The sequence below is a fragment of the Chryseobacterium cucumeris genome, assembly GCF_016775705.1.
In the GTDB taxonomy this organism is placed as follows: Bacteria; Bacteroidota; Bacteroidia; order Flavobacteriales; family Weeksellaceae; genus Chryseobacterium; species Chryseobacterium cupriresistens.
On record NZ_CP068760.1, the window covers coordinates 1,806,505 to 1,821,255 of the forward strand.

Genomic DNA, 14,751 nt, shown 5'->3' on the forward strand with positions numbered 1-14,751 from the left:
ATCATTGAGAAATATTAAGATTTCATTAGTAAAAAATTGGTCTGTTTTTAACAGATTGTACAATAAAAAAAGCAATCAGTTTTGCTGATTGCTTTTTTATATCGTTGATATATTTTACTGCTGAATTTTTCCTCCTTCTTTTAGGGAGCGAACCAATATTTTATTTTTCCTTAGCAGAAAGTCCGGCATCAGATCCATCGGAAGATAGAATGGGCTTTCTCCTTTTTTCTGAAGCTCTTCCATAATTCCGGGATTCCAGGCAAGAATTTTATCCACTTCTACATTCAGTTCAGCGGCGACAATATTAAGGTTGAATCCTGCATTGATCTCCGTTTCTGAAAGCGCTGCAGCAGTCTCTTTCCGGTCTCCCTGAAAGAAAATCTTATTGATTCTTGCAGAGTTATAATTATTCAGTACACTCTGAAGTTCTCCTGTGGCATAGCATGCATTAAGATATTTCTTTACATGATTAATGGTTTCCCCCGGAAGGTATTTATAAAATTCATGGTATTGGGTAGAACCTGCAGCTTCCATCGCTTTGGCAATATTCCCTTCTCCGCAGTTGTAAGCAGCGACTACTGTCACCCAGTTATTGTACTTTTTATAAAGATTACTCAGTGAAATAGCAGCTGTTTTGGTACTTTTATAAATATCGGTACGTCCCTGCTCGGTAAGTCCGTATTGGTTGGCATGTGCTGTCATAAACTGCCAGATCCCTACTGCTCCGGCTCCTGAGGTAATATTTCTGTCAAAATGGGATTCAATCAGGGCCAGGTTTCTCAAATGTTTGGGAAGACCTTTCTGAAGGAGTAACTGTTCAATAAATTCTACAAGATCTTTATTGGCATTAATAATACCCTTATACTTCTTCACACTGCTTTCCGAGGTGTCGGAAGCAGCAAGAAACTGTCCGTTGATCATAATCACGGATCCTAATAATAGAAAACCTGTAAAGATATTTCTGACAATTGTTTTCATTTTAATTTTATTTATAAGCAAAAGGGTAAAAGCTGGCTGCAAATACCCTTTGCTTTATACTTAATCTACTTTCCAGCTTAGTTTTTCTTCGTCTTTATTCCAGTCTACATGAATAGTCTGGCCGGATTTTACTTCTTCTCTCACAATCATTTTAGAGATCGGTCTTGCAAGCTGTGCACGGATGACTCCAGAGATCTGTCTTGCTCCATATTTGCTGCTGAATCCTCCTAATGCAAGATTTTTAACCGCTTCATCAGTAATTTTTAAAGCAATTCCCAATCTTGTTAATGAAGTATGAAGTGACTTCAGCTGAATGTTAAAGATTCTTTCTGCAATGGATTCCGTGATCGGTGCAAAAGGAATGATTTCTGTAATTCTTGCCAGAAACTCAGGTCTGAATCGTCCGGAGTTTGACATAATCTGCATCAGTGAAGATGATTCCGGAATTTTTCCTTCTTCGAACTGTTTTACAATTTCTTCACTTCCGATATTAGAGGTAAACAGGATCAGTGCATTGCTGAAATCTCCTTCCTTACCTAATTTATCATGAACTTTTCCTTCATCCATAATCTGAAGGAATACATCAAAAACGGAATGGTGAGCTTTTTCAATCTCGTCAAATAACACAACGGTATAAGGCTGTTGTCTGATTTTGTTTACCAGCATACCACCCTCTTCGTATCCTACGTATCCCGGAGGCGCTCCGTATAGCAAAGCTGCGGAATGCTCTTCTTTAAATTCTGACATATCAAAGCGTACCATGGCTTTCTCGTCATTGAACAGTAATTCTGCCATTGATTTCGCCAGTTCTGTTTTACCGGTTCCGGTAGGTCCCAGAAGGAAGAAGGATCCGATAGGCTGTCCCGGTTTATTCAATCCGCTTCGGTTTTCAACAATAGCGTCGGAAAGGATTTTCAATGCATGGTCCTGTCCTACGACTCTGTTCAACAGAAGAGATTCCATATTCAGGAGTTTTTCTTTTTCCTGAGCCTGGATTTTTCCGATCGGAATATTGGTTTTGGCGGCCATTACAGCAGCAAGCTCCAGTCTGTCTACTTTTTCTCTTTTTTTGGCGGCATGCTGTAAAAGTTCTGCGTAAGTATCTTCAATAATCTTCTGGATCTGATCTACGGGCATAGAGTTGTCGATGGACGGCTGCTCACTCAGTGATCCCCAGAGAATCGGACTTATTTTGTCTCTCAGCAGGTTGTAAGTCCAGATCAGTTCATCCGCTTTATCTTTGCTGTCGGCATATTCTTCTGTTAAAATCGCATCATAACTTTCTTTCCAGCTTTCAAGTTCTTTTTCGGAAAGTTCATCAAGCATTTTGATGGCTGCCATTGTTCTGTCTAATAAGTCAATAGCGGCATCCGGTAATTTTTTACCTTTGGCATATCTTTTTGCCAGACGTACACATTCGGGAAGGGCAGTTTTTTCCACTTCAATACCATGGTGTTTTTTGTAGCCTTCCAATAGGACATCAATCATTTTGACACAGGTCTTCTCATCCGGTTCAAGAACGGTTAACACTTCAAAACGACGGTTGAAAGCCTGTTCCGGCTCTATAATTTTTCTGTATTCTTCCTGCGTTGTAGCTCCGATTACGGTAATTTCACCTCTCGCAAGTTCAGGCTTAAGGAGATTAGCAACATTTCCAATACTTCCTTTCGGGTCTAAAAGGGTGTGGATTTCATCAATAAAGAGAATGGCTTTTTCAATTTTCTTACATTCATTGATTACTTTTTTCAGGCGGTCTTCAATTTCACCTTTATAAGAAGTTCCCGCCAGTAATGCTCCGGTGTCCAGTTCTAAAAGGGTACCGTTTTTAAGCATTTCAGGAACATTTCCTTTAATAATTTCTGTAGCAAAACCTTCTACCAAAGCTGTTTTTCCTACTCCCGGCTCCCCGATGATGATCACATTCGGTTTGCTTCTTCGGCAAAGGATTTCCACCAGCATTCTGAGTTCTTTGTCCCTGCCGATGATATTTTCGATTTCTCCTTTTCTCGCCTGCGCCGTTCTGTCTACACAATAGCTTTTAATGGAAGGAAAGGAAGAGTCTGAATAATCTGCTGAACCATTTGAAAATAATGATGAAAAATCTCCTTCTTCTGAAACAGTAAACGGAGTATCTTTTCTGTACAGATTGAAGATCTCATGTTCTCTCAGCGGAAGTGATTTTAACTGTTGAAGAGAAAATACAACCTGTGGTTTTACAATGGCTGTCAGAATACAGATAGGAGTAATCTCATCCAGTCCAAGCTTTAAACGGATATCATCAGCTTCTTCAATAAGGGTATCTACCGCTTCATCCTGTCCTACTTCATCGGGAAGATGGCTGGTTTTCGGATATTCTTCGATACGAACATCTGCCCATTCATAGAAATAACCCGGATCTTTATCTATACTTTTCAGGAATTCATTAAGGCCGATATCTTTATGCATTAAAGCCTGCAGGATATGCGGGCCTCCATAAGTTCCATTATAGTTTTCCTTCGCTATCGACTGAGCAATATGAAATAGTTGCTTTACTGTTTCGTTGGTTACTAGTACTCCCATTTATAATTTTCTTATATTAATATATTTGCGTTCTGTTTATTATGCAGATTTGATGATTTTGATCTTTATTTTTCATTCATTTTACCAAGACATAAAAAATCGTTCTTTTTGTGATGCTAAAATTAATTATTTTATTCTAAACGATATAAAGATAGTTAATTCTTCAATTAGAGAAGTAACAACGGTGTTTTTTGTTTTAAGACTGATTTTGAAGGTCCATTTTTATGGCAAATTACCCCCCTACTTGAATAGTATGGTTAAGTTTTTATTGAAAATGATAGGATTCACCATTTTCAAGATAAGGTTTGTAAGCTCTTAACCATATTCCAGTTTCCATATATTTTGCAATCCCCGTTTTACTATCAACCCATATTCCACTTGTTGAAGCTTCTGGAACTTTCGGATGAAAATAAGAGGTAAAAACATAATTATTGTCTATTATAAAGAAGCTATAAGATTCAGGTTTCTTATTATTTTTTATAGCAAAAGCTGCTTGAATCTGTTTTGCTTCGTCAGGTTTTATGTTTGCAGTATTAATAAAATCTTCTGCTTCCTTAGTCTCATAAAGAATTACTTTATGATTATCCAAAAATTTTTGCTCTTTACTTTTGCATCCTAACAATGAAAATAAACTACATATTAATGCCATGTAAATTAATTTTTTCATAACTACCTAATTTATAAAAAGAATCTCCATGATAAATACTTATTCTGTATACAGCTTTAGAAGCAGAAAAGATTTCTTTTCTTTCCTATGGAGTTTCAATACATCTGTCATCATCTTTTTCTTAGAATTCTGTATAGTAATCTTTTCAAATTCATTAGTAATTTTTGGAATCATTGTCTTTTGTAATTCCTGCGATTGAAATTGAGTAAAAAAAACTAACCCAGCTAATATTATTATTTTATTCATAATATTCTTTTTGTACATTGATTGTTTTTCAATAATACAGTGTATATGTTAATGACATTCAAAATGTAATTCCCACTGTTAGTTCATAACTAAAAAATCAATTGTTTATAAATTCTGACTCTCTTCTTGAAATTACTTTACCGGAAATACCATCCAAAATTATATTTTCAACACGATTCGACTTCTTTAACCATTCTATTTCCCAAATAGGTTTTTCATTTTCTATTCTTCTTGAAATTATAGTATGAAAACCTGTACTTTGTAATACCGGACCTTTTGTAATGGGAATAGCTTCTTTTTCACAGAATTTTAAAATATCTTCAAATGTATATTTGTAAGGCTTATCATAATCAATCTCTTTAATCAGCTTTCCATTTTCATCAAAACCATACCAAATTCCTTTTTGAAAAGGAGCTCCCCAAGGAACATTAAACATGATACCTTTATCTTTTATATTTCCACTGGTGTAATAAGATTTAGATATCATAAAATAGGAATCTTTATATGATTCGGTATAATATTTACCAGAGTTTGCCATACTCATTTCAATATAGTTTCCATTGGGCAGAAACTCTCTTACAACATCAGTTTCTTTTTTTGTTGATTTACTAAATTTATCTATATCAAACTTTTCAAATTTGTTACTAATTTTAGGGATCATTGTCTTTTGTAATTCCTGAGATTGAAATTGAGTAAAAAGACCCAACCCAACTAATATTATTATTTTATTCACAATATTTTTTATAGGTTATTGTTTTTTTACATTGGGAAAAATAAAAGTATAACAGTAAAAAAAAACTTTTAATTTCATAATTTAAAAGCTACTTAACTTCATCAAAAAAAAGCTGGTTATACTTTTCTATCGTTTTATCATCTGAAATATTATTAGCTTTATAAAAATCGTTTTTTGGCATCAATGTTTTCATAAATCCATGATGCTTAACCACATCTGATTCTCTTCCGATATAAATAACATTTATACTATTATTTTCTTCATTCAAATAAATATGATTAATATGATCATTTGCATTTCTCATTACATTTTCAAATTTCAATATATTAACTAATGAATCTTTATAAGAAACATAAAGTTCATAGGTAGCACCTGCTTCCGTTTCTGCATTTATGTCATATTCTTTTCCTAAAAACAATAATGTATTTTCAGTTTTTGCTCCTCTATCATCTATCTTTATGATATTAATTTTAGTATTCTTCAATATATCTTCTTTTCCAAATACTTTAAATGTTTGTTCATTCATTTTTGTACAAGCTACAGTAGTTATTAATAATAATTGTAAGAAAACCTTAACGATGGTTGTTGAAAATCCCTTGATGTGTTGATTTAATAAGTTTTCCATTTTTATAGCAATTCATATTGTTAACTTTTAAATATCTTACCATACCAGCCGTTCTTTTTTCATCAAGGCTTCTTGCTAAATTAAATGCTCTAGTAATCTGTTCATAAAAGTATTAGCAATTATGGGTTATAAAAAGGTACTGTATTCTTTTGAAGCTCTTTTCCTGTTTTACCATCCAGAATGACTTCTTCTATTTTGTCGCCAGCAATTTGATGAGAAATCCGCCATACTTTTTTGCCTTCCAAATCTCGTTTTAGTACTCTTGTCTGATAACCTGAATCATGATAGCCTTTTGGGAGATTAATTTTATTTTTTTCGCAGTATGAAATAACATTTTCAGGTTTAAAATCGTAACCTTCATCCGTGTTTTCCTTCTTCACAAGTTTACCAGATTCATCATAGTAAAACCATATGCCTATTTCAGTACCATTATTGAACGTAATTCCTTTTTCCTTAATTTTCCCAGTCGGGTAATATAGGACGGTATGACAAAAAATATCATCTTTCTTGTATACCTGTTTTATAAATCCATATGATTGTTTATCCTCTAAGACAGTAGCATTATTAGACTTTAAAATCAAGGTTCCTCTTACAGAATTTTTTTGAAAATTTTCAATATCAAATTTTTCATACTTATTGTCAACAATTGGTATCATATACTTATCTATTTTTTGAGACTGGCATTGTATAAATATACTCAACCACATTAACATTATTATTTTATTCATAACTATCTATTTTATAGATGAATTGGCTTTTTTCCATTGCCAGTAATATAATGAACATCGCTTATTATCATTTCCTCCATGATGCGAATAGTCCAGTAAATTATCTGTCTTTTTATATTCATAAGTATATAACGCATGAGAAGACGCTTCTTTATTGGAAAATGTATGGGCTAAATTCATAGAATGAAGAAACTCATGGGCTGCAGTCTGATCATTTTTGCTTTTAAATACCACTACATAATCCGCTCCATAATTTGAATAGCCAGAGACATGTCCTCCTCCTGCATTGTAACCATGTTCTGCAAAATAAAAAGCTTTGAAATGCTTAGTATATTTCTTGGGATAGACTTTTTCCAATTGAACTTTCAAATAATCCTGCAATTCTTTTCCACTGCTCTTTTTATCAGAATCTACTTCTCCATTGGTTACAAAATCAACAAAATTTTTGTCTGTCGTTAAATCTAATTCAACAATATCAGAGTCATTAGATAACTTGATATATGCTTGCTCGAGATACTGATTAATCCTATTTTTCTCATCATTTATTGAGGGCTTTTCTTCTTTTTTTGAAGATATAGCGGGAGTTTTTATTTCCACAAATACAACATCTTTTTTCTTTTGTTTAGTATTATCATTTGCCCAGACATTTAGTTTTCCTACAATAGCCTCAATGGTTTTCCCATCTTCAGTTTTAAAAGCTTTTAACTCTATAGTTTGGTTACTTGTAAACTCCTTTATGCATTTGATTGTCACTTCATAATCATTCAAAGATATTTTCTTTTTCCCTTTTATCTCTATTTTATTTGGAGTAAAAGTAAAATAATCAGACTTTGTAAATTCCAAATAATCAGCCTCCTGTTGAATTTCTGCAAAAAAAGTGATCTTAACTTCTTTATCTTTTATAATGGACAACCATGGTATAAAATATTCTTCCGGAATATCTTTTCCAGTATTTTTATCTTTTTTCGTTTTCCATAAAATAGAGAAAGGATTATATTCTTTTTTAAGGTTATTAAACATTGTTTCATCAATCTTAAAATATCCCTTATATTTATTACCATCTTTTACTTTCGTAGTAAATTTAGCATCCTCATACTGATAAGCTATAATATCACTAAACTTTTGATCATTAAAAAGACTGGTATCACCTATTCTCATCCAATCAAACCCAAATTCTCCTTTCCATCCCTTATTAGGTCTGAACTGAACAATAAGTTGAATGGGCTGAGGAGCTAATGGAGGAGATTGTGGCGTATTATGACTCACTCCTTTATCATTACCCTTTTCAGAAATCCATTTCATGGCACGTGAAATAATACTCTCCTGAGAATACATATTATGATTTTCATGAGAGATTTTGTTGTAGGTGCCTTTTACAATTCTCGTTCTGCTCATAATTAATAGGCTTTAGATCTTTCTCCGCTGTTGTTTTGTACTTCTTGCTGGGCGTGTTTATTGATGGAAGCATTGGAGGTAATGTTAATTTCTTTTTCAGAAATTTCATTTCTTTCCTTCTTTGTTTCGCTGTATACATCTCCTTCAATAATTTCAGTAAGTTTACCCGTAATGAATGTACTTACATTTCCTATAACCGAAGTAAGTTTCATAGCGCCTACAGTCTCAGTATTATTTAATCCGATACTATCAGACTTATTCATTCCCACCGTCGTCGTCATATTCTCTCCTACATTAATATTCATATTCTTACAGTTCAGGGTCATGGTTTCCGGTGCCGTGATATTGATATTACTGCCCGTCGTATCCAGATGGATCTCATTGCCGCTTTTGTCTGTAATAATGATACTTTCATCTTCTGTGAAAACGATTCTGTGGCCGCTTCTTGTCTGAATAGATTTCACACGGTTTTCAGCTCCTCCACCAAGGCCTATTCCGCCATGAAACATTCCTCCCATTACAAATGGTCTGTCCGGATGACTGTGTACGAAATTAACCATCACCTGATCGCCTACCTCGGGAATAGCTACATAACCACGATTTTGAGTGATCTGATCGGTTCCTCCTGCATCGGGGCTCATTACTCTTACAAAGTGAGTGGTATCATTCATCTGCCAGTCGAATCTTACCTGAACTCTTCCCTGTCCTTCCGGATCAGTATTGGAAATTACCGTTGCAATCTGTGGCTGAGCAGCCGGTACCGTAAATTCCGGTTTGGGCAGAAAACCCGTGTCTGCTGCAATGGATTCGAAAGTTCCTGTGTAATGTCCGATCGTATCAATTTCATGAACGGCTTCTGTCACCATAACCTTCGTAAAATAAGATGTTTCACTGCTGTCCGGTTTTCTCATATGAATATCAGCAATACATCCGGGATGCAAAAAAGGAACGGTTGTAGATCCGGAAACCGAAAATACATTAACCGCTTCACTTCCTGACGCGCTTCTTTGAGAATGCTCCACATCCAGGTGTGTTGTTGCTTTAATAGGTGCAACCTGCAGTGCCGGAGTTTTATATATTTTATTGTTATGGCTATATGCTGTACGGGCCAGATCACTTAAATGGTCAACCGGAGTTTCCCCGGAAGTCAGTTTTTCATGTTTACTGCTGTTATAGCCATAATACTGAGGTTTTGTATGAACCGCTTTTAGTTCTACCCTGATATGATCCGCATTGCTCCCATATAATAATTTTATAGGTTTATTTTGTGGAGGAAGCTTTCCAAAATGCAAAACTTCGCCATCATAGTAAAATTGTTCTCCATAAGCTTCTGCCATTCTCGACAGATAATTATAATGGGTTTCGTTATACTGGCTGCTGTAAATGATCTGGGAATAATCATTGGTATCGACTCTTATATCAAACCGTTCTTTATCTATTCCCTGCTGTATTACTTCTTTGGCTATGATTCCCATATTAACGGGCTGGCTGCCGCCAAAGCTCTGGATATGCGGAGCACCGTCCAGCAGGATCGTCGGGCTGTATCCGGAAAGCACAATATTTCCCAGACTCATTTTTTCCTGACTGAATCCTACTTTGGTAATAACCCCAACAAAATTCCTTTCCGGACTTTTCTCAATATCTTTGTAGGAAATAACAGCTGTAAGACGTTTTCCCAGAAATTTATTGGCTTCCTCAAGGGTATGGCTCTGCCGGTCTCCCAATGCATCGTGAGCGAGAATAAGGTTGAATTCGTGATGGTGACCCGCTTTCTGTTTAAGAGTGAAATGCTTATAGTACTTAATAATTTTACCTTCTACAACCAGTGATAATTTGACCAGCCGGTTGATCCCTGCGTGATGATTCGCGGATATCCCGTCCGCATTCTGAGATGGACGGAAAGAAGATCCTTTGGTCTTTGATTCGGTTTTCATATGCTTTGTGTTTGTGTTTAGTATTAAAGATAACAATATTTTATATAACAGACATTATATAAACACGTTATAAAATAAAATTCTCAGGTTATAATTTTTCTTTCAGGCAAAAAAAGACCGTCTTAAATAGGGACAGTCTTTCTTCTTATGAATGTTGATAATGTGTGTCAGTATTTAGCTGGATGGCCATAGCCCAGCGTATTGAGAAGTACCATAGTCTATTGTTTCAGCACTGATTACGAAGCTGATCAGCATACTGTTGCTGTCGATGGCGTCGAAATCTACCTGATGCTGGATTACATATCCGTTCTGCCATTTCAGTGTAATCAATGTTCCTTCTTCGTGAGATTTGTTAAAAGTAATCTCTCCTACAGTCGGCTTATATTTACCGTTCAGCAAGCTTTCAAGGATATCTGATTTTTCAGTAGCTTCTACTGTAACCTTGATTAATGCGTTGGAAGGATCTGATGCTACACGTCCTGAAACATCTGTAGATCTGGAAACGCTGTAATTCATTTTTAACAGCTTTTGCCCTTCTCCATTATTGAATTTTAAGATTCCTCTTGAATTTCTTTCGGCCATGATTAGTAAATTTAATCGTTAGTAATATTTTGTGATTCGGTGATTGTGTTAGCAAATATAGAGGCTCTTTTCCGCTAAAAAAAACTTTTCCCTATAAATCTGAGATTTTGTAGTAGTTCTACGATTTCTTGTCGTAATTCTACGACAATGGATTTATCAACCTTACGATAACAACCATAAATACAGCGTTTTAAATTATTTCTCTTTTTTTAGATAAAAAATAATTTTACACATCAAAGAGAAATAACAAGGGTTCAAAGTTTAAAAATTTAAGATTTAAGGTTTGTTGATCTGTCTTTATACTACAAAAAAAGCAGAAGTATATACTCCTGCTTTTGATATCATAAAAAAATGTTTTTAATGCTTTGTGTATTCCGGTTGTTCTGTTGGAATTCTGGATGGAGTAAAGTACTCATTAAGCCAGTAGAAAGTTTGTCCGTTCTGCTGAATTTTTACAGCAGGGTTGTTTCTGTTGGCAAGCATTCTGTCCGCTAAGTTTTTATAGTGCTGGAAATAATTTTTTACCGTTTCACTAGGAACGACTTTTGATTTTTTCCAACCTTTCAGCTTATATTTAGCCATCAATTCTTCTTCAGAAAGATCAAATCCGGTACTCATTCCGATCGCATAAGACATTGGCAGCTCATAAAGCGCTCCTTTATCCAAGAATTTTATCGTAGGATTGTACTTCTTCAGTAATTTAACATATTCTTTAATGGCTCTTCCCTGATTAAAATCTGCACGATCTGCCTGAGTATTTCTGTATACTTCCGTGTAGAAAGCTTTTAAGTTATCATATTCCGATTCAGAAATAAGGATTCCCTTTTCTATTGCCGGAGTAAAATCTTTCAGATCTTTTGGAATATATCCTTTTACAAGGAATGGGCTTCCATAGTTGATCAGCTGTGCGGCAATTCCTGCAGAAACCGGATTGGTAAGTCCCGGATACAGGTATTTATATTTTAAATCCACATCTGTTCTACCTGCTCCTACGGATGAATGGAAATATTCATTAAGAGATTTATCAATAGTCTGATTATCCAGAGTAACCTGTGCAATAAGGCTGTCAACAGATTTTTTCAGGAATCCCGGAGTCGTAATGTCTCCTTTCTTAGGGAAAATAACGAATCCCTGAGACATACTCTGTTTAGGGTAAGCTAAAGAGAAGAATCCTGTATCTCCTTCCACAAGGCTGAAATTATTCTTGGTAAGCACATCATTTTGGTTGATGATCTTTTGTTTTTTAAGTTCAGCAATATTTTTGGCTGTATTGGTAACCACATTTTCCGCCATCAATACAAAATCATTGTAGGTATCTGATGATCTTGCACTGGTCTGGAACATGATCAGTCTTGCCTGAGCCTGGGTAAGAGAACTGATTACACTGTACATATTTCCGCTTTGGTTGGCAGAAGTTCCTACAGTAACAACGATATTGGTTTCATCAGGAACATTGGAAAGAAGGTTTCCTGCTGCCGTAAGAGCTTCTCCTACCGGCTGATAGCCGCTATTGCTGGCACAGTTCATTTCATTCGTTTTCTGATCAATAAATGATGAAATCTTACTGTAATCTGTACTTAAGCTGGAGACAGAAACATTATCTCCGCAAGGATTGTTCTTGTATAAAACCGCTCCATATTTAACATTGCTAAAATAAGAAGGTTTTTCAAACCTAAGCTGAAGATCCTGTAATAATGATTTTACAATAGGTGCATAAGGCGCATTACCGGCACTTACATCTAATGCAAAGACAATATTGATGTTTTTATCTTTTTCCGTGATCTCTCTGTAACGGTCGAAATAAATCGGTTCACCCAGTACATTGGATACGAAATTCTTGCTGTAATCTAAAATATTGGTGAAATATTTTGTCTTGGTATCAGGAGTCGGAGCTTCTTCTAAAGGAAGATTTACCGGAAAGATATTTTCCAGCTGTGTTCTCTTATTCACATCGGTAAGAAGAATAGCTGTTTTGTTGGACGCATCCGATGCTGATCCACCCGGATACCCTTCATGAATTCCCAGCGTTGTATCGGTAATTCCTGTTGTATTTTTAAGTCTGATAGCGGAACGTTCTCCCCAGGTGGAGATTACATTGGAGCTTACCCACCCGTAAAGTCCTTTATTGATACTGTCCATATCAACAGACGGTTTTTTACCTACCAGAAAACGTTTGTTATTTTCGGCCATCTTGTACACATATACAATTTGTCCGTTAGGAATTTTTACATTGGCTGTTTCAATAAGGCTTGGTGAGTTGAACACCATAATAGAGTCGTTTTTATAGTATCTTTCAGCATTTCTGATGACTTCGCTGTTATTAGGTACTACTGCCACTCTTACAGGATAACCTGTCTTTTCACTTTTTAAAGCGTTATTCCAGAGAAGGAGATCAGACTCCTGAATCCAGCCATATGTTTTGATCGATTTTGACGAAACTTTCTTCATTAAAGCATCCGGAACATATTCCGCTACTTTTACCATTCCGTCTCTATGTTTTAAAACCATTAAAGGTTCAAGGAATTTTACTTCTTTGTAAGACTTCTCATCATCTTTATCCAGATAAGCCGTATTTCTTGACCGGTCTGAAATAACGATCCATGGCACTGACTTTTTCGGATATCCGTTAACGACAGGGGATGCATCCACCTGCCCATACTGTGAAGGCTCCGGGGTTTTCTTTGACGGCAGTTTTACCTGACAACTCGTCAATAATACTGTTAACCCTATATAATATGCTGCTAGAGGAAATTTATTTTTCATCCTATTTAATCTTTTTATGATTGGTACATCCGTAAGACCGGATGAAATTATTTGCTTTGATTAATATCTACTTTAGTTACACAGTTCTGTGTGTCGTCCAGGTTTACTTTTACCGTCTGAATCACTGTATTCTTGTCAAACTGAAGGCCTGCACAATACATGTAGAAGTTATTCACTTTGCTGTCATTTACTTTTACCACTGTATTTTCATTGTTACACAGATAGGTTTTCAGCAGGTAATTGTAGTGCATATTGAAACTGTTTCCGTTGGCAATCTGCTGCAGGTGATATTTAAAATCATTATCTACTTTGGCATAAGAGTCTTCCACTGAAACTTCATCTTCAGCAAGAGCATCATAAGCAGGAAGAATTTTAATACGGTGATAAATAGGATCCTGGCTTTGTTCTGTGTAAAGAGTCACCAGATACTCTCCAGGTTTTTTATAGGAATAGATGGTAAATTTGTCCTTAGCATCTGTATTTCCGGACTCACCGAATTTCCATGCAAACTGTTTTGCATCAGAAATAGCACGGAAGGTCACATTTTCATTTTGCATTGCCTGACTTACGGCTTCGATAGTTGTTTTTGCCGTTGCAGTATCTTTTGGTTTCTGAACGCTTCTTGCGCTTACCATTACAGGGAAAGATTTCGTGTACTTGTTGTCGACGATCAAAATCACCTGATAATATCCCGGTTTATTATAGAAGTGAATACCACTGTTTTTATCTGAAGTTGTCCCATCTCCGAAATTCCATCTTTTGGTTTTGGCAAACTGGGTTTTATCTTCGAATAAAAGCGTGTCTCCTACCGCCAGTGAAGACGGATAAACCACCCCAACAATATCATCTGCTGAATGTATTACCTTTTTCTGCAGCCACAGAGCAACCAATGCTGCGATCAGCAAAGTTGCAATAACACCGATAATAATGTTTTTCTTGTTCTTTTGAAAATAATTCATAGTTAGTAATTGTGATGTGTTTTATGTATGTTCCTAGTATTTATTTGCTTACTGCATTCTTGCTTTCAGATCCTGCTCGCGCTGATAAAGCTTATTCTGCTTATCTTTAAATCCGATTCTGCATTCATCCACCTGTTTCTGGAAAATTTTAATGTCTTCAGAAGTTGTTGAAATGACTTTTTTGTCATCAAAATACATTTTATAGAATTTCGCGATCTGCGGATAGGCATCTTTACGGATATCCACAACATCGGTACTGTTGAAATAGCTGTTAAGGTCGTTAACGCCCAGCTGGATATTATTTTCGATAAAAGGCTGTGGTCCGTCATCAGTAAGCTTGGTGATCATGGTGTAGGTACTGTCCATGATAGGAAGAACAACTTTCTGGTGTTGTTCAAATTCGGCTTTCTGCTCAAGATTCTGAATACCTCTTACATCTTCATCAGAAAAAGGGGATTCAAATCCTTTCAGAAAGATCACTCCTAAAAATAACATGGCAGTCACCAGCATCAGTATTAAATAAAAAAACTGATAATGCCTCTCTTTCTTCGATAATGTGATTTGTCCTTGCATATCTTTTCT

12 protein-coding genes are annotated in these 14,751 nt (G+C 35.6%); all 12 read right to left on the bottom strand.

What is annotated here, in order from left to right; all coding sequences use genetic code 11:
• Window positions 1–114: 114 nt before the first annotated feature.
• Window positions 115–978 carry a lytic transglycosylase domain-containing protein gene (locus JNG87_RS08040; protein ID WP_110011671.1) on the bottom strand — a complete coding sequence of 288 codons (864 nt, stop codon included), beginning with the start codon at window positions 976–978 and terminating at the stop codon, window positions 115–117.
• Window positions 979–1,038: 60 nt separating this feature from the next.
• On the bottom strand, window positions 1,039–3,537 hold the full coding sequence (locus tag JNG87_RS08045; protein WP_202843210.1) for an ATP-dependent Clp protease ATP-binding subunit: 2,499 nt from the start codon (window positions 3,535–3,537) through the stop codon (window positions 1,039–1,041).
• Between the two features lie 265 nt (window positions 3,538–3,802).
• Window positions 3,803–4,204 (bottom strand): hypothetical protein, encoded by a 402-nt coding sequence (locus JNG87_RS08050; protein ID WP_202843212.1) that lies wholly within the window; start codon window positions 4,202–4,204, stop codon window positions 3,803–3,805.
• Window positions 4,205–4,547: 343 nt separating this feature from the next.
• Window positions 4,548–5,183 carry a PepSY domain-containing protein gene (locus tag JNG87_RS08055; protein ID WP_202843214.1) on the bottom strand — a complete coding sequence of 212 codons (636 nt, stop codon included), beginning with the start codon at window positions 5,181–5,183 and terminating at the stop codon, window positions 4,548–4,550.
• Window positions 5,184–5,271: 88 nt separating this feature from the next.
• Window positions 5,272–5,808: a hypothetical protein gene (locus JNG87_RS08060; protein ID WP_123278824.1), complete on the bottom strand. Its 537-nt coding sequence runs from the start codon at window positions 5,806–5,808 to the stop codon at window positions 5,272–5,274.
• 119 nt (window positions 5,809–5,927) lie between these two features.
• A complete protein-coding gene (locus JNG87_RS08065; protein ID WP_238349696.1) occupies window positions 5,928–6,536 on the bottom strand; it encodes a hypothetical protein in 609 nt (202 codons plus the stop codon).
• Between the two features lie 6 nt (window positions 6,537–6,542).
• Entirely contained in the window at window positions 6,543–7,871 is a 1,329-nt protein-coding gene (locus tag JNG87_RS08070) for a hypothetical protein (RefSeq protein WP_238349697.1), read from the bottom strand.
• A 62-nt stretch (window positions 7,872–7,933) separates the two neighbouring features.
• Complete coding sequence (locus JNG87_RS08075; RefSeq protein WP_202843219.1) at window positions 7,934–9,865, bottom strand: type VI secretion system Vgr family protein; 1,932 nt, start codon at window positions 9,863–9,865, stop codon at window positions 7,934–7,936.
• Between the two features lie 174 nt (window positions 9,866–10,039).
• Window positions 10,040–10,447 carry a type VI secretion system tube protein TssD gene (gene tssD / locus JNG87_RS08080; protein WP_062675339.1) on the bottom strand — a complete coding sequence of 136 codons (408 nt, stop codon included), beginning with the start codon at window positions 10,445–10,447 and terminating at the stop codon, window positions 10,040–10,042.
• 357 nt (window positions 10,448–10,804) lie between these two features.
• Window positions 10,805–13,210 carry a type VI secretion system protein TssR domain-containing protein gene (tssR, locus tag JNG87_RS08085; protein ID WP_202843221.1) on the bottom strand — a complete coding sequence of 802 codons (2,406 nt, stop codon included), beginning with the start codon at window positions 13,208–13,210 and terminating at the stop codon, window positions 10,805–10,807.
• A gap of 47 nt (window positions 13,211–13,257) precedes the next feature.
• On the bottom strand, window positions 13,258–14,169 hold the full coding sequence (locus JNG87_RS08090; protein WP_110011661.1) for a PKD domain-containing protein: 912 nt from the start codon (window positions 14,167–14,169) through the stop codon (window positions 13,258–13,260).
• Window positions 14,170–14,217: 48 nt separating this feature from the next.
• On the bottom strand, window positions 14,218–14,742 hold the full coding sequence (locus JNG87_RS08095; RefSeq protein ID WP_110011660.1) for a type VI secretion system transmembrane protein TssO: 525 nt from the start codon (window positions 14,740–14,742) through the stop codon (window positions 14,218–14,220).
• Window positions 14,743–14,751: the final 9 nt, after the last annotated feature.

What these genes read in the sequence shown, in the direction of transcription:
- JNG87_RS08040 (WP_110011671.1), bottom strand. Translation starts at nt 978, where the DNA reads ATGAAAACAATTGTCAGAAATATCTTTACAGGTTTTCTATTATTAGGA.
- JNG87_RS08045 (WP_202843210.1), bottom strand. Translation starts at nt 3,537, where the DNA reads ATGGGAGTACTAGTAACCAACGAAACAGTAAAGCAACTATTTCATATT.
- JNG87_RS08050 (WP_202843212.1), bottom strand. Translation starts at nt 4,204, where the DNA reads ATGAAAAAATTAATTTACATGGCATTAATATGTAGTTTATTTTCATTG.
- JNG87_RS08060 (WP_123278824.1), bottom strand. Translation starts at nt 5,808, where the DNA reads ATGGAAAACTTATTAAATCAACACATCAAGGGATTTTCAACAACCATC.
- JNG87_RS08065 (WP_238349696.1), bottom strand. Translation starts at nt 6,536, where the DNA reads ATGAATAAAATAATAATGTTAATGTGGTTGAGTATATTTATACAATGC.
- JNG87_RS08070 (WP_238349697.1), bottom strand. Translation starts at nt 7,871, where the DNA reads ATGTATTCTCAGGAGAGTATTATTTCACGTGCCATGAAATGGATTTCT.
- JNG87_RS08075 (WP_202843219.1), bottom strand. Translation starts at nt 9,865, where the DNA reads ATGAAAACCGAATCAAAGACCAAAGGATCTTCTTTCCGTCCATCTCAG.
- tssD (WP_062675339.1), bottom strand. Translation starts at nt 10,447, where the DNA reads ATGGCCGAAAGAAATTCAAGAGGAATCTTAAAATTCAATAATGGAGAA.
- tssR (WP_202843221.1), bottom strand. Translation starts at nt 13,210, where the DNA reads ATGAAAAATAAATTTCCTCTAGCAGCATATTATATAGGGTTAACAGTA.
- JNG87_RS08090 (WP_110011661.1), bottom strand. Translation starts at nt 14,169, where the DNA reads ATGAATTATTTTCAAAAGAACAAGAAAAACATTATTATCGGTGTTATT.
- JNG87_RS08095 (WP_110011660.1), bottom strand. Translation starts at nt 14,742, where the DNA reads ATGCAAGGACAAATCACATTATCGAAGAAAGAGAGGCATTATCAGTTT.